Origin of the sequence: Streptomyces sp. NPDC053750 (assembly GCF_044544295.1) — a bacterium.
Taxonomy (GTDB): domain Bacteria; phylum Actinomycetota; class Actinomycetes; order Streptomycetales; family Streptomycetaceae; genus Streptomyces.
The window spans coordinates 54,649-73,640 of the sequence record NZ_JBITXB010000022.1; the positions used below are offsets into that span (position 1 = coordinate 54,649).

The following is an 18,992-nucleotide window of genomic DNA, read 5'->3' on the forward strand; positions in this document are numbered from 1 at the left end:
CCGGGAAGGGGGTTTATGGCAGGGAAAAGGGCAGCGGTGTCGAGACGGTGTCCAGGGCGAGCAGTGCGGCGCCCCGGCAACCGGCCTCGGCACCCAGCTCCGCCGCCAGCAGGTCCGGGGCCGAGTGGAAGCGCAGTCGGCCGGCCAGTGCGGCGCGGACCGGTCCGAGCAGTGCGGCGCCCGAGCGGGTCAGGCCGCCGCCCAGTACGACGAGGCCGGGATCGCACAGGACCGTGTAGACGGCCAGCCCCTCGGCGAGGGCCTCGACAGCGTCCTGCCAGATGCGGCGGGCGAGCGGATCCCCGGCGGCGGCGAGCCGTGAGACTTCCTCGGCGGTGGCGGGGGCGGCGGTCTTCCCCACCGTCGTCCGGCGCGCGGCCCGGGTGTAGCGGCGGGCCACGGCCGAGGCGGACGCCAGGGTTTCCAGGCAGCCCCGGTTTCCGCAGCCGCATGTCGGGCCACCGCGCCGCACGGTCAGGTGACCCAGTTCCCCGGCTCCGCCGCCGCTGCCGCCGTGCGCGTGGCCGTCGCGGACATGGGCCGCTGCGATGCCGGTGCCAAGCGCGACGAACAGGAACTCGCCCCGTCCGCGCGCCGCGCCCAGCCGTCCCTCGGCAACGGCCCCGGCCCTGACGTCGTGCCCCAGTACCACGGGCAGGCCCAGCCGCTCCGCCAGCACATCGCGCAGCGGGAGTTCCCGCCAGCCCAGATTCGCGGAGTACACCGCCCGCCCCGCTTGCTCGGCGACGATCCCGGGGACCGCCACACCGACGGCAAGCGGCGTCGTCCCGAACGCCTCCACGGCGTCGGCGGCGAGGGCCTGCGCGGTCTGTGCCACCCGGTCCACGACCGCCTCCGGCCCGCGCTCACGGCGGGTCGCCCGGCGCACGCGCCGGACCACACTGCCGTCGTGCGCCACGAGGGCGGCCTTGATGTCGGTGCCGCCGAGGTCGATGGCGACAACGTGACCATGCGGCACCACGCCGGCGTGAGGGCCGGACGACACGGCGGCGCTCCCGCGGCCCTTCTCCGGGCGGACCTCACCGCCCGCCACGGCCTTCGCCCGGGACCGTGCGATGTGACCGTTCATGAGCGTCCTTCGGGCCGGTCCCGCGTGAGCGCGGGTGCGGATGAGCGGTCGTCGCAGGCTGTCTCCTTCGACGTACCGCGGAACGGGTCAGACAACGGCGACGCCCGCCTTCGCGCCGAGGACGATCCGGCGGCCGCTGTCGCAGGACTCGTACACGCCCTCGATGACCTCGATGACCCGCCGCCCGTGCTCGGCCGGTACGGCCGGCGGCTGTTCACGTCGGACGGCGGCGGCGAACGCCGCCAGCTGGGCGCAAAAGGCCCGCGGTACGTCGTCCGCCCCCTCCTCGGCGAGCACGACCGGAGTGCCGAACGCGCCGGGCTGCCCGGGATCAGCCGGGCCGTCGTCCGCGTACAGCTCCGCTCCCGCGCCGCGGGCCACGCGGATCACGCCCCGCTCGCCGATCAGGACGAGTTCGTCGCGGGCCGGCAGCCCGGTGCTGGTCACTCCGACGTGACCGACCAGGCCGCCCTCCAGCTCCAGCCGTGCGAGCACGTCGGTCTCCACGCCCGCCGCCAGGCGGTGGCCGGCGGTGGCGGCGACCGCGACCGCCCGGCGGCCGGTCAGCCACAGCAGCCGGTCGACGCAGTGCGCGCCGATGTTCATGAAGACGCCGCCGCCGGAGACGGCCGGGTCGAAGAACCAGGAAGGGCGGCTGCCCGGACGGTAGTCGGTGCTGCGCCAGTCGGAGACCGCGAGCAGGGGCCCGATCGTGCCGGCGTCGAGCGCGGCCTTGGCGGCGGTCATCGGGGGCAGGAAGTGCTGGATGTGCCCCACGAACAGCACCACGTCGGCGTACCGGCAGGCGCGCTCCATGATCGCGCAGTCCTCGGTGTTGGTGGCCATGGGTTTTTCCACCAGCACATGGAGTCCGGCCGCCGCGCAGTCGGTGACGATGTCGGTGTGCAGCGCGTGGGGCGTGTTGACCACCACCGCGTTGACCGTGCCGGACGCGATGAGCTTCCGGTGGTCGGTGTGCACGCCGGCTTCCAGGGGCTCGGCGAGCGCCCGCGCGGTGTCCTCGACGAGGTCGCACACCGCGGTCACCCGCACGCCCGGGGTCGCCTCGGCGGCCTCGGCGTGCAGGGCACCGACGGCGCCGGCGCCGATCAGGCCCAGCCGGATGTCACTCACGAATCTGTCTCCCGTTTCGTCAGGGTGGTTCTGTGTGGGCCCGTCGAGCTGTCTCGGGGGCGGGCCCATCAGGTGTCTCGGGTGGGGGGTTGCGCCGCCCCGCAGGACTGCCGGACGGTGATGCCGGGACGCAGCAGGACGCGGCGGCGCGGCAGGGCGGGATCGTCGAGCCGGTGCAGCAGGGTCTGCGCGGCCGTGATGCCCAGCAGGTGCTTGGGCGGTGCGACCGCGGTGAGCGAGATGTCCGCGAGGTCGGCAATCTCGTCGTCGTAGGCGACCAGGGCCAGGTCCCCGGGCACGGTGAGTCCGGCCCGGCGCGCGGCGCCGACGAGCATCGCGGCCTGACGGTCGCCGAAGCACACCACCGCGCTGATGCCCGCGGCGCGCAGAGCGGCCAGACACCGGTCAGCCGTCGCTGGGCTCCATTCCTCCCGGGTGGCGCGGAACTCCGTGGTGACGCAGCCCAGTTCGGCGGTCGCCTGCCGGAATCCCTCGGCCACGGGCGCAGCGGTGGGGCTGGGATCGCGCAGGGCGAGGCCGATGGCCTGATGCCCCAGCGTGGCGAGATGCCGTACGGCGTCGTAGGCGCCGGCTTCGTGGTGGGTGCAGACGTACTCGTTGGTGTCGCCCAGCGAGGTGCCGCGGCGCTCAACCAGGACGGCCGGCACCGGGAGCGCGGCGAGGCGGGCGAGGTAGTGCTGGGCCGGTTCCGGACCAGTGAGCGTGGGCACGACGAGCAGGCCGTCCACGCCCGCGTCGAACATGTCCTGGAGATCTTTCGATTCCCGCTCCTGGTCATAGCCGGAACAGGCCAGCAGCAGCCTCGCACCGGCGGCGGAGAGAGTTTCCTCAATGCCCTGGAGGACTCGTGGGTAGTAGAAGGCGGTGTCGGGGACGACGACCCCGACCAGTGCGCGGTTCGGTCCGGGGGCGTCGGGTGGCAGTACGAAGGTTCCGGAGCCCTGACGGCGCACGACCAGGCCCTCGGCGACCAGTTCGTCGACGGCGCGCCGCACGGTGCTCACCGACGTGCCGCTGCTCTCGGCCAGTTGCTTCTCCGTCGGGAGGCGGCTGTCCACGGGCCAGGTGCCCTGTCGTAGCCTCTGCCGCAGCTCGCGCGCCAGCTGACGGAACTTCAGGTCCCGGGTGCCTTCCGGGGTGTCTCCCCCGGGCGGATGTACGTGCTCTGCCATGTCGTGTCCTCTGCCTCCGTCCGGCCGCCGTCACTTGACCGAGCCGACCGTCATCCCCTCGATGATGCGGCGGCCCAGCCACACGTAACAGGCGAGGACGGGAAGGATGACCATGGCCACGCCGGCGAACAGGCCGCCCCAGTCCGCGCCGTTGTACTGCATCTGCTGGAGGAAGCCGAGCAGGGCAAGGGAGAGGGTCTGGTGGTCGGTCGTCTGGATGAAGACCAGGGCGAAGACGGTCTCTCCCCAGTGCTGGATGACGTTGAGGATCAGCACGGTGACCAGGCCGCCGCGGGCCAGCGGCAGCATCACCTGCACGAAGGTGCGCAGGGGGGAGGCGCCGTCCAGGGACGCCGCCTCCTCCAGTTCGACGGGCAGCGTGGCGAAGAACCCGGTCAGGAAGAAGACCGCGAACGGCAACGAGGTCGCCACGTAGACGACGATGAGACCGAACAGGCTGTCCACGAGCAGGAGCTGGTTCATCACCACGAACAGCGGCAGCATGACGACCTGGGCCGGGATGCCGAGTCCCAGCACGAAGAACAGAGTGAAGCCGCCGTTGAAGCGGGTGGTGATACGGCTGAGCACATAGGCGGCGGGCGCGGCGAGGACCAGGGTGCCGAGCGCGGTGCCGCCCACCACGATCACCGTGTTGAGGAACGCCTGTCCGAACAGGCCGCTGGTCCATGCCCGCGCGTAGTTGCCCCACTGCAGGGTGTCCGGGAGCTGCCAGGGGTCGGCGAAGATCTCGTTCGCGGTCTTCAGCGACGAGAGCAGGACCCACAGTCCGGCCAGGACGTTGAAGCCTACGACGAGCCAGACCAGGGGGACTCCGAGGAGCCGGGTGGTGGTGAGCCGGCCGCTCAGGCGAGCGAGGCGACCGGGCGGCGTGGTGACTGCCATGACGCGGCCTTTCGGGGGTGTGGTGGGCGCAACGATCAGAACTGCACGGTGTCGCGACGCATGATCCGCCGGATGAGCACCACGAGGACGCCGACGAGGGCCAGCATGACCACGGCGCTCGCGGCGGCGGAGCCGTAGCGGGGCACGCCTCCGGAGGCGAAGGCCTCGCCGTAGGTGTAGATGGCGGTGTTCCACACCCCGGTGTCGGGCATCTGCCCGGCGGCACCCGCGAAGGCGTAGATGAATTCGAAGACCTTCACGGCACTGATCGTCCACAGCACCGCGCATACCCCGGCCACCTCCCAGATCAGCGGCAGCGTCACATGGCGGAACTTCTGGAACGCGTTCGCGCCCGCGAGTTCGCAGTCCTCGTACAGCTCGGGCGGGACCTGGTCCACGGCGGCCATCAGGATCGTGGTGTAGAAGCCGGTGGACGTCCACACCAGGCCGATCATGATGACCCGGAACAGGTTCTCCTGGCCCAGCCAGTTGGGCGGCTGGTCCATGCCCAGCAGCGAGGTGATCGAGTCGGCGAGTCCGTCGTGCTGGAAGAGGAAGCCCCACAGGATCGCCAGCGCGAGGGTGGGGACGATGTTGGGGAAGAACAGGATGGACCGGGCGGCCTTGCGGCCCCTCATCTCGCGCAGCACCATTGTCAGCCCGAAGGAGACGGCGAAGGTCAGACCGCCCACCCCGAAGATGATCCACAAGGTGTTGACGAATGACTGACGGAACGTCGGGTCGTCGAACAGCCGCTGGTAGTTGTCCAGTCCGACGAACGACATGGGACCTGCCCCGGCCCACTTGTTCAGGCTCAGCCAGAACGTGAACAGGGACGGTCCGGCGAAGAACACCAGGTACACCAGGACGGCCGGCAGGAGCAGCGGCCAGAACAGGCGGCGGCGCCGGGCCGCGAGCGGGCTGGGCCTGCCGCGGGTCCGCTCGGCGGCCGGTGTCTCCTTCCGCCGGCGAGTCACCGGCGGGTCGGCAAGCTCGGTGGTGCTCATGAGGCCGACTTCCAGTAGGCGGCGGAGTCGGACTTCAGCTTGCCGGCGAAGGCCTCGGCGCTGAGGTGACCGGTGATGAACTTGGTGTTGAGCGGCAGGAAGACCTTGGTGTACCACTCGGCCTCGGTCTCCTTGACCCCGTCGAGCGTCTTCACGACCTTCCCGGAGGCGGCCGCCTTCTGGGCGTCGGCCAATTCCTTCGGGGCCGGGATGTCGGAGCGCGGAGTGAGGTTCGACGCCTTGGTGGAGATCCCCGCCAGCTGCTTCCTGGCGAGGAAGTAGGCGATGAACTTCTCGGCGGCGGAGGCGTTCTTCGCCTTCTTGGGGATGGAGAAGCCGATGAGCGATATGTCCTGGCTCGTGTCCCCGCCCTCCTCGAACGCGGGGAAGGGGAAGGACCGGTAGGTGAGGCCGGGCGACGCGAACTCGGCGGTCTCGCTGGGCGTGAAGGTGCCCAGGAGCAGGAAGTCCGACTTGCCCTGCGCCCACTTCTGCTGCACGGCCGGCCACTTGGAACCGTCGTATCCCTTGGTGAAGTCGTCGGAGGACACCAGGTCCTCGACCCGGCGCAGCGCGTCGACGAAGCCGTCCGCCTCGAACGCGGCGCCGCTCTTGTCCCTGGCCGCCTTCGCGAAGGCGCCCGGACCGAGTTCACGCAGGACGGCGTAGTACGTCCAGTAGGCCGCGTAGTCGGGGATGTCGCCGTCCAGCGCCAGAGCACCGTCACCGCCGCGGGCCTTCTTGCGCTCGGCGAGCAGCTTGGTGAAGTCGGCCCAGGTCGCGGGAGGGTTCTCGGCGACGTCCGGCAGGGCGTGGCCGTCGTACCAGATCTGGGTGGTCACCACCTCGTAGGGGATCTGCCACAGCGCGCCGTCGGTGGTGTTCAGATCGCGGTAGCTCTTCGGTACGACGCTTCCGACGGTGTTGCCGCTCTCGCCGGGGATCGGCCTGTCCAGCACGGGTGTGAGGTTCAGGGCCTGGCCGGTGGCCTGGAGCTGCGCGTAGGCGAACCGGTCCGCGGAGTCGACGAGGTCGGCGGGAACGTTCGCGGTGTTCAGGGTGGGCGCCAGCTGCTGGATCACCTGGCGGCCCTTCCACTGGACGTCGACCTCGATACCGGTGTCCGCGGTGAACTGCTTGATCGCGGCGCTGAGCACCTCGGCCTGCGGCTCGTCCTGCTTCCACATCGACCAGTACGTGAACGACTTGCCGCCTGTGCCGCCCGACCCGGTACCGGACGAACAGGCGGCGGTGGAGAGGGTGAGCGTGGTCGCCAGCACGGTGGTGAGAACCGCGCGGCGGGAGAAACGAGCAGGACGGTCGGGTTGTCTGGCGCTGCGCATGGGGCACTCCTCGGAGACTGCGACATGGGGCGGGCCGCGCGGTTGCCACATGTTTTCCAGTCATTCATTGGCCAGTCAATTGCCTCCAGGGCATATGAATAGGCGATGAATCTCGCACCGAGTTGTCGGCAGGGCAGTACTGCCTCCCACCACGCAGAACCTTCGGCCATTCATGGTGAATTCATCACGCGAAGGCCAGTTGACCTGAGACCTGACGCCCTCGCAGGATCAGAGACGCCCGAGGTGCGGTCGGCCGGACCTCGGCCCGTCGCTCCAGGAGGTTTCCGTGGCCAGCCACGACCCCAGCCGTCCCAACGTCCTGCTCATCCTCTCCGACGACCAGGGACCCTGGGCCATGGGCTGCGCGGGCAACCACGAGATCCGCACTCCGCACCTGGACGCGCTCGCCGCCCGCGGGATCCGCTTCAGCCGGTTCTTCTGCACCTCGCCGGTCTGCTCACCGGCCCGCGCCTCGCTGTTCACCGGCCTGCTCCCCTCCCAGCACGGCGTCCACGACTGGCTCTCGTACCACCACGCCGGCCGCACTGGCGTCGACTTCCTCGCGGACCGGCTCCTTGTCACCGACCTGCTCGCCGACGCCGGCTACCGCCTTGGCCTGAGCGGCAAGTGGCACCTGGGTGCCAACGACCGGCCCCGGAAGGGCTTCGTGCACTGGTACGCCCACGAGAGCGGCGGCGGCCCGTACTACGGAGCACCCATGTACCGCGACGAGATCCGCGCCGAGGAACCCGGCTACCTCACCGACGCCCTCGCCGACGACGCCGAGCGCTTCCTCGCCGCCGAGGCGGAACGGCCCGAACCCTTCCACCTGTCCCTGCACTTCACCGCCCCGCACAAGCCCTGGAAGGGCCAGCATCCGCGCGCCTTCACCGACCTGTACGAGAACTGCGCGTTCGACACCTGCCCGCAGGGAGCACCACACCCCTGGCAGCCTCTCGACGAGGACGGGGCCCCGGTCGGCGGTGAGAGCGACACCCGCCAGGCCCTGATCGGCTACTTCGCGGCGACCACCGCCATGGACGCCGCCATCGGCCGCGTCCTGACCCGGCTCGACGCACTGGGACTCACCGGATCCACCCTCGTCCTCTTCACCAGCGACAACGGCTTCAACACCGGCCACCACGGCATCTGGGGCAAGGGCAACGGCACCTTCCCGCAGAACATGTACGACAGCTCGGTCATCGTGCCGTGCGTGGTCTCGCAGCCCGGCCGCATCCCCGAAGGACGCCACCGCGACGCGCTGCTGTCCCAGTACGACGTCCTGCCCACCCTCGTCGAGTACCTCGGCCTCGACCACACCCCCGACCCCCGCCTCCCCGGCCGCTCCTTCGCCGACCTCCTCAGGGACAGTCCCGTACCGGACAGCGACGCACCGGACCGGGAACGAGTGGTCGTCTACGACGAGTACGGCCCGGTCCGCATGATCCGCACCCGCGACTGGAAGTACGTCCACCGCTACCCCCACGGCCCGCACGAACTGTACGACCTGGCCACCGACCCCGGCGAGGAGCACAACCTCGCCGACGAACCACGCCTCGGGGCCGTCCGCACGCAACTCGCCGCCCGTCTGGACGCCTGGTTCGCCGAGTATGTCGACCCAGCCCTCGACGGCGCCCGCCTGCCTGTCACCGGCTCCGGGCAGCGCACCCCCATCACCCCGGACTCTCTCCCCACCGCCTTCGAACCCCCGCCAGGAGGGTGAGCGAACCCGATGAATCCGGCGGTGACGGGGTACGGCAGCGACAGCCGCCTGCAGCACGTACCTCCTCGGCTGGAGCATTACTGACTTCGGCTCGTCGGGGTGAATCTTTGCGAAGCCCCTGATGGGTGTGGGTGGGCGGCTGTATCCGTGTGGTGTGAGATATGCCAGGGGGAGACCAGCTTGCAGCCGTAGGTGTTGCCGACCTCTTTGATCCACAACGCCTTGATCTTGCAGTACGCCTCAACAATCTTGTTTATCGGCGACGGCAGCGCTTCCCCTGCCACGTCACCGATAAGTTCCGCGATGTCGCCCGCCAACGCGGCCGCCTTAAAGCGTCCGTCGCCGTCAGGGAGGCGGCGCGTGAACGACTTCTTCCGGGGCCTTTCAGCGTCGCCGCCCGACGCGGCACCGAGTCCGACGCGGCCGCGTCCGCCGGCTCAGAAGACTCGGTCGCGGTGGATGTGGTGCGGGATGAGATCGAGGAAGGCGTGCAGCGCGCGTGTCGGCGGTCGGGTCGCCGACACGACCACGCCGAGCGTCCAGGAGAGCCGGGCGTCCGCGAGAGGAACGACACGCACCGCGTCCCCGGCCGTCTCCGCGAAGTCCGGGGGCAGCAACGCCACCCCGAGGTTGTGCGCCACGAAGTCCGCGATCGTCGTGATGTCCGAGGCCTCGATCAGTACACGCCGGGACAGCTCCGCCCTCGTGAACGCGTCGTCCACGGCCTGGCGTTGCCCGAAGCCCGGGGGCATGTCGACGAACGGTTCCTCCGCGACGTCCCTCAGTCGCACGCTCTTCCGGCCGGACAGCCGGTGACCGGCCGGGACGAGCAATTGGACGTCGTACTGCTTGATGACCCTCGTCCTGAGGTGCTCGTCCTTGATGTCGGCGCCCACGAAGGCGACGTCGACGTGACTCTCCTTGATCCGTTCGATCAGTCCGGCGGTACCCCGCTGGGAGGTCTCGGTACGCAGCCGGACCTCGGGATGGCGCCGGTGGAAGTCTCCCGCCAGGGCGGGCACGTCGATCAGGGTCAGCCCGCTGAGGACGCCCACGGTGAGGCTGCCGCGCAGGCCCGCGGAGAGGGGCTCCACGGCGGCCCGGGCCCGGTCGAGTGCCTCGATCGCGATGCGCGCCTCGGGCAGGAACGCCGAACCGGCCTCCGTCAGCCTGACCGACCGCGTGGAACGGATGAGCAGTTCCGCCCTCAGCTCGTGCTCCAGGGCCTTGATGCCGGCCGACAACGTGGACTGCGTGACGTGCAGTCGCTGCGCCGCCCGCGTGAAGTTCAGCTCCTCGGCAACCGAGAGGAAGTACTCCAGCCGTCTCTGGTCCACGCCTGCTCCTCATTCATCGGTAGTTCCGATTAAATCTTCGAAAACATTCGTTGGACACGATAGCCGGGCGGAGCGACTGTGGTCGTGCGGGCCACCGGCCCGACCCGCCAGCGGAAACGTCAGCGAAACGTCAGCGGAAGAGGATGACCATGCGTGTACTGCTCACCGGCGGCACCGGCTACTTCGGAGCCTCGGTGCTCGACCGGCTCGTCTCCGGCGGGCACCAGGTGACCGCCGTGGTCCGCTCCGCCGAGAAGGCCGAGTTGGTGCGGGCCAAAGGCGCGGAGCCGACGATCGCCGACCTGTCCGACGGCAGCGCCCTCGAAGAACTCGCGGCCTCGCGGGACGGCGTGATCCACGTGGCCTCGCCGGGTGACGAGACCAGTGCGACCGTCGACGAGATCGCTGTCACGAGCTTCCTGCGCGCGCTGCGGAACACGAACCGGCCGTTCGTGCACACCACCGGCGTGTGGGTGCACGGGAGCGGTTCGGCGATCAGCGAGTCAACCGCCATGAACGCCCCGCGGCTCACTGCCTGGCGGGTGCCACTCGCCGAACTCGTCCTCGGTGTCCAGGACGTCCGGACTTCGGTGATCGCACCGGCGGTGGTGTACGGCCACGGCGGCGGCCTGCTGAACCTCGTCGCCGCCGACCCGCGGACCGGCGGCGACACCCCGGCACTCACCATGGTCGGGCCCTGTGACCAGCACTGGAGCACGGTGCACGTGGACGACCTGGCCGAGCTGTACGTGCTCGCGCTGGAGAGGGCGCCGGCCGGTTCGTACTTCCTCGGCGCCAGCGGCGTGAACCCGACCGTGCGGGAGATCAGCGAAGCGGTGAGCCGTGCCGTCGGTCTGGCCGGACGGGTCGAGTCCGAGCCGGTCGTGCGGACGCTGGACCGGCTGGGTCTGCTCGGCGAGGCGCTGCTGCTCGACCAGCGGGCCTCGGGCGACAACGCCCGAAGCGTGCTCGGCTGGTCACCCCAGGCTCCGTCGATCCTCGACGACATCGCGCGCACGGACTTCTGACCGAGCCCCACGCCCCCTTTCCGAAGGAATCGACATGAGCACACCCACCGCACCGCCTGGACCGGGCCGCCCCCGTACCGGGCCCGGTGTGCCGTCCTCGGGCCCCGCGCGTCCGGCAGCGCCGCGCGGCGGTTCCCTGGCCGTCGTGGCAGCCATCGCCGCCGGCATGGTGGTACCGGTACAGGCCCGTCTGAACGGCGAGCTGAGTCATCGCCTCGACGACGGCATCGCCGCGGCGGCCATCAGCTTCTCCGGTGGACTCGTCCTGTTGTCCGTCCTCGCACTCTTCTCACCAGGACTGCGCGGCGCGCTGGGCCGCCTGGCCGGAGCCGCCCGGGACGGCCGCCTCCCCCGCCGCTACCTGTTGGCCGGCGTACTCGGCGGCACGTTTGCCCTGGCGCAGTCCACCGCCGCGCTGGTCACCGGTATCGCCGTGTTCACCGTGTCGGCCATCGCCGGCCAGACCCTCGGCGGTCTCATCGTGGACGCCCGGGGCATCGGCGGCGGTCCGAAGCAACGCCCCGGCGCGACGCGGCTCACGGGAGCGGCCGTCATCCTGGCCGCCGCCGTCGTGTCCGCCCTTCCCCGGTTCACCGACACCCCGGCACCCGCCGAGATCATCCTGCCGGCCCTCGCCGCGATAGCCGCCGGGTTCCTGCTGGGCGTGCAGCAGGCCCTGAACGGGGCGTCGACCGCCGCGTCGGGCTCGCCGCTCGCGGCGACCTGGCTCAACTTCTGCGTCGGAGCGGCCTTCCTCGTCGTCGCCTGGGGTGCGAAGACCCTGGTCCAAGGAACGTCGGGGCATGCGCTGCCCACCAGTTGGTGGGTCTACCTCGGTGGTCTGTGCGGCGTGGTGTTCATCGGCGCCTCGGCGTTCCTCGTGCGCCGCATCGGTGTCCTGCTGCTGAGCATGGCCTCGATTGCGGGACAGCTGGCCGGTTCGATCGCCCTGGACTTCGTGGTCCCCTCCGGTGGTCGGCCCCCTTCCGTTCTGACCGTCCTCGGTGCGCTGCTCACCTTCGCCGCCGTCTGGATCGCCTCCCGGCGCCCCTGTCACACCGACGGACGGTAATCCACGTCCCCGCCGCCCTTCTCACACCATCCTCGAGAGACGAGCAACACAGTGCCGCCCATGGCACGAAAGGAACCACAGATGTCCCACAACCAGCCGCAGAACAAGGAACGCGTCCTGATCAAGGGCGCGTACCTGATGACGCAGGACGACAAGCTCGGCACCTTCGTGGGTGACGTCCTCGTCGCCGACGGCAGGATCATCGAGATCGGCCGGGACCTGTCAGACGACCGGGCCCGGGTCATCGACGGCACGGGCAATGCCGTGCTGCCCGGTTTCATCGACACCCACCGCCACAACTGGCAGGGGGCGCTGCGCAACCTCGGCCCCGCCTGGACCTACCAGGAGTACCGCAGCCAGGTGCAGATCGGCCTCGGCCAGTACTTCGATCCCCGCGACGTGCACATCGGCAACCTGGCAGCGGACCTCATGTCCCTCGACTCCGGGGTGACGACCGTGCGGGACGAGTCCCACATCAGCAACAGCCCCGAGCACTCGGACGCGGCGATCGCGGCACACTGGGAGTCAGGCATCCGTGCCGTCTTCGACCACGGCTGGCCGTCGACGGAGGCCGAGCAGTGGCAGTTCGGCAGTGACCGTTCGCACCCCGGCGACATCCGGCGTATCCGCGACGAGGTGCTGTCCGACGACTCGGCACGGGTCACGCTGAACGCGATGCTCCGCGGACCGGAGCTGTCCACACCACAGGTGTCCGAACGGGACATCCGGCTCGCCCGCGAGCTGGGCCTGCGCATCAGCATGCACGTGGGACTGGGTGAGTGGGGAGCGGAGCAGCAGGCCATCCGACAACTCGCCGAGACGGGCCTGCTGGCCTCCGACATGACGTTCATCCACTGCTGCACCTCGACCGACGAGGAGCTGAGGATGCTGGCCGCGCACGGCGCCACTGCGTCCGTGGCCGGCGCCCTGGAGGTTTTCATGCCGGGTCTGGGCCAGCCGGCCACCAACCGGCTGCTGGCCGCCGGCGTCCGTCCGAGCCTCAGTGTGGACACCGAGACGATCGTCAGCGGTGACATGTTCGGCGTCATGCGGGCGACGCTCGCCTACCAGCAACTGATCCTCGCCGGTGCCGCCGGCCCTATGGACCGCAGCCCCGGCCTGCCGACCTTCGACGCCGCCGATCTGCTCTCCTTCGCGACCATTGAGGGCGCGCGGGCTGCGGGCATCGACGACCGCACCGGCAGCCTGACCCCGGGCAAGGAGGCCGACCTCATCATGATCCGTCTCGACCACGCCAACATGCTGCCCGCCACGGACGTCGCGGCCACGATCGTCGCGGGCGGCCACGCCGGCAACGTCGACCTGGTCGTGGTGGCGGGTGACGTCCTCAAGGAGAACGGTGCGCTGAGGGGTGGCGACGCCGTCTTCGAGGAGGCCGCGGCCTCCCGTGACCGGCTGTTCCACGCCGCCGGCCTGCCGCTCCCCGCCTGAACCTGAACCGCCGGCCGACCGCGCGTGCGGCCGCTCTCCTCGTCCGCGAGGACGACCCGGGGATCTTGCAGGGCACCGTACTCGCCCACCCAGCCGGCGAACTTCCGGCGCGTGAGCCCCCGTACGGATCCAGGGGCGCACGCAAACCGGATCGGCGGGGTGTGCCGTCTTCTGCCGTCTCACGCGGCAGAAGACGGTGGTCTGCGCTGATCTCAGATGATGATGGTGCTGTGGTCGCACTCGTCTCGGCTACTGATGTTGGTGCCGTTCTGCCGGCAGACGTAGAGGGTTACTTCCTCTCCGGTGTAGCCGTAGTAGTAGTCGGTGGTGCCTGGCGTGCTGTTGGTGCCGTTGGCGTCCTCGGAGAACGCAATCTCGTCTCCGTTGTCGTCCCGCAGGATCGCGACGATCCTGCGGCTGTCGCTGAAGTCGTCGTATGCGACGAGCTTGCCTGACGTCGTGTTGTAAGTCGCGTGACCGTAATGAGATGGGTAGGTGTAGGCGGTCAGGACCGCGGCCGAGGCGGACTGAGACATGCCCCCGACCAGGAGTGCGGCCGCCCCGGCCAGGGCACCCGCAAATTTGGCCATGCCGGATCTCATGAGTGCTCCTCTTCGTGTTCTCCCTGTTACTGGCATGTACATGCCTATTGGCTGTGTGGCTACGACACAGGGCGTGGCTGCGCCGATGCAGTGGACTGTGCTGTGGCGGCTCTTTGGCCAACCAGGCGTCTCGCAGTCTGCTGACCATCGACAGGCAGAAACAACGAGAACCGTCTGTCCCGGACAGTCGCGGGCTGTCCTGGCTGGTCCGGGCCTTGCCCGGGTTGCGTCCCGGACAGAGCTGTCGCAGTAACACTCGCGCCCTGGCCATTGGCCGCCCGCGACAGCGACCGTAAGACTGAACCGTTCCGACTTTCCTGCCGGTGTTTTGTGGGCGGTGATCAGTCGGCTCGTGGTTCTGTGTCAGCGTAGTGTGCTGCCTCGTACTCGGTGGGGCTGATCATGCCCAGGCTGGAGTGCAGGCGGCGGTTGTTGTACCACTCCACCCAGGAGGCGGTGGCGTACTCGACGTCGGAGACGCTCCGGTACGGCCCGTCGTGGAAGACCTGGGTGCGTATGCACTCGGCCTTGTAGAGGCCGTTGATCGTCTCCATCAGCGCGTTGTCGTAGGCGTCTCCGACGCTGCCGATCGAGGGGCGGATGCCCTCGATGCGCAGGTGCTCGGTGAACCGCACGCTCGTGTACTGACCAGGTTCAACCAGTCGTAGCAACGCTCCTGATCAGAGAGGTGTGTTGTGGGACGACCCGCACAGCGCAATCTCTTCAACCGCTTCATAAGCATGCTGTTCCACTGTCTCCAGACCGGTCACAGCTACAGCGAAGCGATCGCTTACCCACAGGCTCCAGCGGAGCTCCAAGCAGCGGCGGCTTGACGCTTATCCGCGTGGGATGTCTTGTCGGCCAACACGTGGTCGGGCCGGGTGCGTGGCCGTCCCACTCCGGATCGAGGCACGGAGAATGCTCCAGCGCATGCTCGAGCTGGGGGCCGTCACCGTAGTGTCCGGGTGTCAGAACGAAGGCGAGTGGCCGGCATCGCCCGTCGGCGGCGAGATGGATCTTGGTGGTGAATCCGCCACGGGAGCGTCCCAGGCATTCGCCGATCTGACCACCTCCTCCAGGCGGACGGCCAGTTTCCGCAGCACCGAATCGACCTGGTTCGTCCCCCCGCCGTTCCCCTTTTGAGGATCCGGGGACGGCGGCGCCTTCCTCGCACCGGCGGAGTGCTGATGGGCCAGCACCGCGGTCGAGTCCACCGACACGTCCCAGTCGATCCAGTCCGCGGCGTCCTCGGCAGCCTGGATGCGAGACAGCAGCATCTTCCACGTTCCATCGGCTGACCAGCGGCGATGCCGCTTTTAGACCGTCTCCCAGGGGCCGAACCGCTCCGGCAGATCCCGCCACTGCACACCAGTCCGCACCCGGTAGAGAACTCCGTTGATCACCCGACGGTGATCGCTCCACCGACCTCCACGCGCACCACCAGGAGGTAAGAACGACTCCAGCCGAGCCCATTCCGCGTTCGTCAGATCCCCACGACCCATGAAGCCAGCCTGACCCCAACACCCCGCCCACGTCATGAGATCCGAGAAACAGCGCCTCGTCTTCTGAGTCAGGGATGCGCTTCAGATATGAGGCGAGGCGTTCGAGGATCTCGTCGGCGGGCTTCACCCAGACATACGGCCTGGGGTCTTCGTTCCAGGTTTTGATCCAGGTACGGATGTCTCGTTCCAGCCCGGCCGGCACCTCGCGGTCGAGCTTGGCCAGGAACTTCTTGAACTCTGCGGTGCGGTGCCGGCGGTGCAGGGAACCGATCACCTTCCCCGTGGCCACAGCGCGCCGCCCTGGATCAGTAGAAGCACCCCGAAGCATCGGACACACCACGGGCCCCGGGGGATCAGCCATGGCGTCCCCGGGGCCCGGCATATGGAGTCGTCCTGTTCAACGACATCGCGGCCCCGGCGTCACGCGGGCACCGGTTCGGCCTCGTCAGCCAGGTCGGTCAGGATGTTGCGGATGCCCTCGATCAGCCGTGAGAAGTGGTCGCGAGCGCTGATGCACGAACTTGCCGCCCCGGCTGTCATCTTGTGCGGGTTCTAAAAGAAGGGTGCTTGCTTGTAGCGGTGAGGCTTGTGGAGCTGCCTCCGGGGGCATGCTGAAGGGCTCGCAGCAGGTTCTTGGTCTGCTGGTGGCGCAGCCATGCCATGGCTACTGACCTGCGGCTGCAAGGAAAATCGCCCGGTGGTCACCCGAGTTGGTCCGCGCCGAGCCCGGATCTTGCTCCACGAGCAGGCGGGGCAGGGGTGCGGCTATGGGATCTGGCAATGCGGTCCACCGGTCCGCCCTCTGATCACAGCGGTGCCAGCGCAGCCAATCAACTGGGTGGCCCTTGCCCGGACAAACGCATGACCCTGCCGGAGTTGACTCCGCTTGTTCCGGGGCACCGCTCCACGACCATGAGCCCGGTGTCCTACGCGATGGGGAAATCGAAGTAGGTGTCGGGATAAGGCTCGTCGTCGAGTGTGTAATGCCACCACTCGCGCTCGTACGCAATGAAACCGCACGTCTCCATGAGGGAACGCAAGTGCTGCCGGTTCCGTGCTGCGGTAGGTGTGATGCCTTGTGCGCCGTGATGCGAGACGGGATCCATCAGGTCATGGTCGCCGCCCATGGGAACGAGTGCACCGGTGGCCAAGTCATAGAGCGTGAGGTCGACGGTGCTGCCCCGGCTGTGGCCCGACCTGGCGGCCACGTATCCCTGTTCGACCATCTCGGTTCTGGCGATATGGGGATAGTGCCGCGACTTGGTCCGGCCGTCCTCCGGCTGCCGAGACCAGCGCAGGAAGCAGTCGACGGCGTGCTGCGGGCGATAGCCGTCCCAGAGCAGCAGACCGAACCCCCGTGTTTCGGCCTCCTCCCTGGCCCGTTTCAGGGCCGCGCACAGAGCTCTCGTACCGACGACTCGATTGGCCTGATACCCGTCCACCGGCTTGCCGGTGAAGTTGTCCCATGTGGCGTACTTGGCATCCCAGCGTATTCCGGACGCCTGCTCGTCCACGAAGACGAAGTCGCCCTTCGCTGAGTCCACCACCGATTCCACCCGAATCATCGGCCTTTTCCCGTCAGGGCGAGGGACACCGTCCGGTCGATCACTTCGCGAAGCGGCAGGCCCGCTGCGGCCATCATCACCGGATAGCGGCTGTACGAGGTCATGCCGGGGAAGGTGTTGACTTCGTTGAGGACTACTTCTCCGTCCTGCTTGAGGAACATGTCCACCCGTGCAAGGCCGCTGCATCCCAAGGCGCGGTACACGGCCTTGGCCGTCTCCTGCACAAGCAGCCGTGACTCCTCCGGAATGTCGGCGGGAACGATTGCCATGGCGTTCTCGGAACCGGTCTCGGGCGCGTCTTCCTGGTGGATCCTGAAGAATCCGTGCGAGAGTGCGATCCGGTCCACCTCGCCCGCGATCGGATCCGACTCGTTCCCAAGGAGGGCGCAGCCGATCTCGCTGCCGACGACCGCCTCTTCGATCAACACCTTCGCGTCGTACTGTCGTGCCGTTTCCACCGCACCCGGAAGTTCCTCTACCCGGGACACCTTGGTCACGCCGAAGGATGATCCGGATCGGGCCGGCTTGACGAAGACCGGATAGGTGAGCCGGGCGGGATCGATGGGGTCGTCCGCCGTGACGGTCCAGAAGTTCGGCGTGGCGATGCCCGCACTGCGGGCGACGACGTAGGCAAGGGATTTGTCCATGCACAAAGCGGAACTCTGGATGTCGCAGCCGATGTAGGGGATTCCGGAGAGTTCCAGCAGACCCTGCATCGCGCCGTCCTCGCCGAGGGTGCCGTGCAGCACCGGCAGTACGACGTCCAGCCGGATCGTTCCGAAGCTCCCGTCCCCCAGGATGAGCAGTCCGTGCACGTTGCTGTCCGGGGACAGGACCACGGGGCGGTAGTTTCCGTTCTCCCACTCTCCGTCGGGACTCTCACAGAGCTTCCAGGCGCCGCTCTTCGTGATCCCGATGTAGAAAGGTTCGTACTTTTCGAGATCGAGGTTCCGTGCCACCTCACGCGCCGACTTGACGGAGACGGGGTGCTCCTCGGAACGGCCACCGAAGATGATGCCGACCTTCAGCTTAGCCATGGTTATTCCTGCTTTCGAATTTCAGGCAGTTGATGAGGGAGTTCTCCACGGTGTCGCGCAAGGCGTGGTCCGTGTAGTAGGCGGTGTGCGGACTGATGAGAGCATTCGGCAGCTCCTGCAGTCGCAACAGCTCTTTGCTTTCCATGGGTTTGTCCCGGCAGTCGGCATAGAAAATTCCTTCCTCGCCTTCGATGACATCCAGTGCCACGCCACTCAGCCTGCCGCTTTCCAATTGCAGTACCAGTGCCTCGGTGTCGATGAGCGCGCCACGTGCGGTGTTGACGATCAGAGCGCCCTTCTTCATCTCTGCCAGGCGCTTCCGGTTCAGCAGATGGTGCGTCCGCGCGGTGAGCGGCGCATGCAGCGTGACAAGGTCGCTACGCCGCAGCAATTCGTCGAGCGTCACGGGCTCGACACCGGCATCGGGGCAGTCCATAGGACGGTTGTCATGGGACAGAATGCGGCAGCCGAAACCTCGCAGTCGGTTCATGACCGCCGCGCCGATACGGCCCGTCCCGATCACTCCGATAGTCATGTCCCGCAATTCCTTCCCGCGCGCATCGCTCAGTCGGTAATCGTGCAGGTCGGTGCGCCGGACGATGGCTTTCGCGTCCCGTACCGCCATCAACATGAGCATCAGCGTGTAGTCGGCCACGCTGTCCGGCGAATAGGAGACGTTTTCGACAAGGATGCCGATGCTGTCCGCGTATTCCACATCGACGTGGTTGTAGCCGATGCTGCGCGTGGAGATATAGCTCACGCCGGCTCGGCCGAGTGCGCGCAGCGTGGCGTGGTCGATGGGCGTCTTGTGGCCGACGCTGATGCACCGGCTGCCGACGGCCAGTTCAGTATTGGCTTCGGACACTGGTGCGTCGGTGATGGCCGGCCGCACACCGAGGCCGGGAGCCAGCTCGCGGAACTGAACGGCTTCGTCCGGGCCGCACCCGTACATGGTGATGCGGGTCGTTTCGCTGTGGGTCATGCCTCCAGTCAAGGCGGCGTAC

General features: G+C 68.5%; 15 protein-coding genes and 3 pseudogenes. 4 read left to right on the top strand and 14 right to left on the bottom strand.

What is annotated here, in order from left to right; all coding sequences use genetic code 11:
• Positions 1-13: 13 nt before the first annotated feature.
• The 6 genes from ACIGO6_RS36605 to ACIGO6_RS36630 form a co-directional block, all read right to left on the bottom strand.
• The gene (locus ACIGO6_RS36605) at positions 14-1,090 is read right to left on the bottom strand and encodes an ROK family protein (RefSeq protein WP_399884171.1); all 1,077 of its coding nucleotides are present in this window, start codon (positions 1,088-1,090) and stop codon (positions 14-16) included.
• Positions 1,091-1,177: 87 nt separating this feature from the next.
• Positions 1,178-2,224, bottom strand: a complete 1,047-nt coding sequence (locus ACIGO6_RS36610) for a Gfo/Idh/MocA family protein (RefSeq protein ID WP_399884173.1) — start codon at positions 2,222-2,224, stop codon at positions 1,178-1,180.
• Positions 2,225-2,292: 68 nt separating this feature from the next.
• The gene (locus ACIGO6_RS36615; protein ID WP_399884175.1) at positions 2,293-3,417 is read right to left on the bottom strand and encodes a substrate-binding domain-containing protein; all 1,125 of its coding nucleotides are present in this window, start codon (positions 3,415-3,417) and stop codon (positions 2,293-2,295) included.
• A gap of 30 nt (positions 3,418-3,447) precedes the next feature.
• On the bottom strand, positions 3,448-4,320 hold the full coding sequence (locus ACIGO6_RS36620) for a carbohydrate ABC transporter permease (protein WP_399884177.1): 873 nt from the start codon (positions 4,318-4,320) through the stop codon (positions 3,448-3,450).
• 35 nt (positions 4,321-4,355) lie between these two features.
• Positions 4,356-5,327, bottom strand: coding sequence for a carbohydrate ABC transporter permease (locus ACIGO6_RS36625; RefSeq protein WP_399884179.1), 972 nt, complete (start codon positions 5,325-5,327; stop codon positions 4,356-4,358).
• The gene (locus ACIGO6_RS36630) at positions 5,324-6,670 is read right to left on the bottom strand and encodes an ABC transporter substrate-binding protein (protein WP_399884181.1); all 1,347 of its coding nucleotides are present in this window, start codon (positions 6,668-6,670) and stop codon (positions 5,324-5,326) included. The genes ACIGO6_RS36625 and ACIGO6_RS36630 overlap by 4 nt, the downstream gene beginning before the upstream one ends.
• A 286-nt stretch (positions 6,671-6,956) precedes the next feature.
• Between ACIGO6_RS36630 and ACIGO6_RS36635 the strand changes: the two genes are divergently transcribed.
• On the top strand, positions 6,957-8,393 hold the full coding sequence (locus tag ACIGO6_RS36635) for a sulfatase-like hydrolase/transferase (RefSeq protein ID WP_399884183.1): 1,437 nt from the start codon (positions 6,957-6,959) through the stop codon (positions 8,391-8,393).
• Between the two features lie 437 nt (positions 8,394-8,830).
• Here the strand turns inward: ACIGO6_RS36635 and ACIGO6_RS36640 are convergent, their stop codons facing one another.
• Positions 8,831-9,730 carry a LysR family transcriptional regulator gene (locus tag ACIGO6_RS36640; RefSeq protein WP_399884185.1) on the bottom strand — a complete coding sequence of 300 codons (900 nt, stop codon included), beginning with the start codon at positions 9,728-9,730 and terminating at the stop codon, positions 8,831-8,833.
• Between the two features lie 149 nt (positions 9,731-9,879).
• Here ACIGO6_RS36640 and ACIGO6_RS36645 point away from each other — a divergent pair, with 149 nt between their 5' ends.
• From ACIGO6_RS36645 to ACIGO6_RS36655, 3 genes are all read left to right on the top strand, one after another.
• Positions 9,880-10,758 (top strand): NAD-dependent epimerase/dehydratase family protein, encoded by an 879-nt coding sequence (locus ACIGO6_RS36645; RefSeq protein ID WP_399884187.1) that lies wholly within the window; start codon positions 9,880-9,882, stop codon positions 10,756-10,758.
• A 34-nt stretch (positions 10,759-10,792) separates the two neighbouring features.
• Complete coding sequence (locus tag ACIGO6_RS36650; protein ID WP_399884189.1) at positions 10,793-11,830, top strand: DMT family transporter; 1,038 nt, start codon at positions 10,793-10,795, stop codon at positions 11,828-11,830.
• A gap of 81 nt (positions 11,831-11,911) precedes the next feature.
• Complete coding sequence (locus tag ACIGO6_RS36655) at positions 11,912-13,282, top strand: amidohydrolase family protein (protein ID WP_399884191.1); 1,371 nt, start codon at positions 11,912-11,914, stop codon at positions 13,280-13,282.
• Positions 13,283-13,494: 212 nt separating this feature from the next.
• On the opposite strand, the gene ACIGO6_RS36660 is transcribed toward ACIGO6_RS36655, so the two are convergent.
• The 7 genes and pseudogenes from ACIGO6_RS36660 to ACIGO6_RS36690 form a co-directional block, all read right to left on the bottom strand.
• Positions 13,495-13,884, bottom strand: a complete 390-nt coding sequence (locus tag ACIGO6_RS36660) for a hypothetical protein (RefSeq protein WP_399884193.1) — start codon at positions 13,882-13,884, stop codon at positions 13,495-13,497.
• A 341-nt stretch (positions 13,885-14,225) separates the two neighbouring features.
• Positions 14,226-14,537: pseudogene (locus ACIGO6_RS36665) on the bottom strand (integrase core domain-containing protein); the annotation flags it as partial.
• A 200-nt stretch (positions 14,538-14,737) separates the two neighbouring features.
• Positions 14,738-15,386, bottom strand: a pseudogene (locus tag ACIGO6_RS36670) (IS5 family transposase); the annotation flags it as partial.
• Between the two features lie 58 nt (positions 15,387-15,444).
• Positions 15,445-15,675: pseudogene (locus ACIGO6_RS36675) on the bottom strand (IS630 family transposase); the annotation flags it as partial.
• 637 nt (positions 15,676-16,312) lie between these two features.
• A complete protein-coding gene (gene vanX, locus ACIGO6_RS36680; protein WP_399884195.1) occupies positions 16,313-16,951 on the bottom strand; it encodes a D-Ala-D-Ala dipeptidase VanX in 639 nt (212 codons plus the stop codon).
• Entirely contained in the window at positions 16,948-17,988 is a 1,041-nt protein-coding gene (vanA-Sc, locus tag ACIGO6_RS36685; protein WP_399884197.1) for a D-alanine--(R)-lactate ligase VanA-Sc, read from the bottom strand. The genes vanX and vanA-Sc overlap by 4 nt, the downstream gene beginning before the upstream one ends.
• Positions 17,981-18,970, bottom strand: a complete 990-nt coding sequence (locus ACIGO6_RS36690; RefSeq protein ID WP_399884199.1) for a D-isomer specific 2-hydroxyacid dehydrogenase family protein — start codon at positions 18,968-18,970, stop codon at positions 17,981-17,983. Before ACIGO6_RS36690 ends, vanA-Sc begins: the two co-directional genes overlap by 8 nt.
• Between the last annotated feature and the right edge of the window lie 22 nt (positions 18,971-18,992).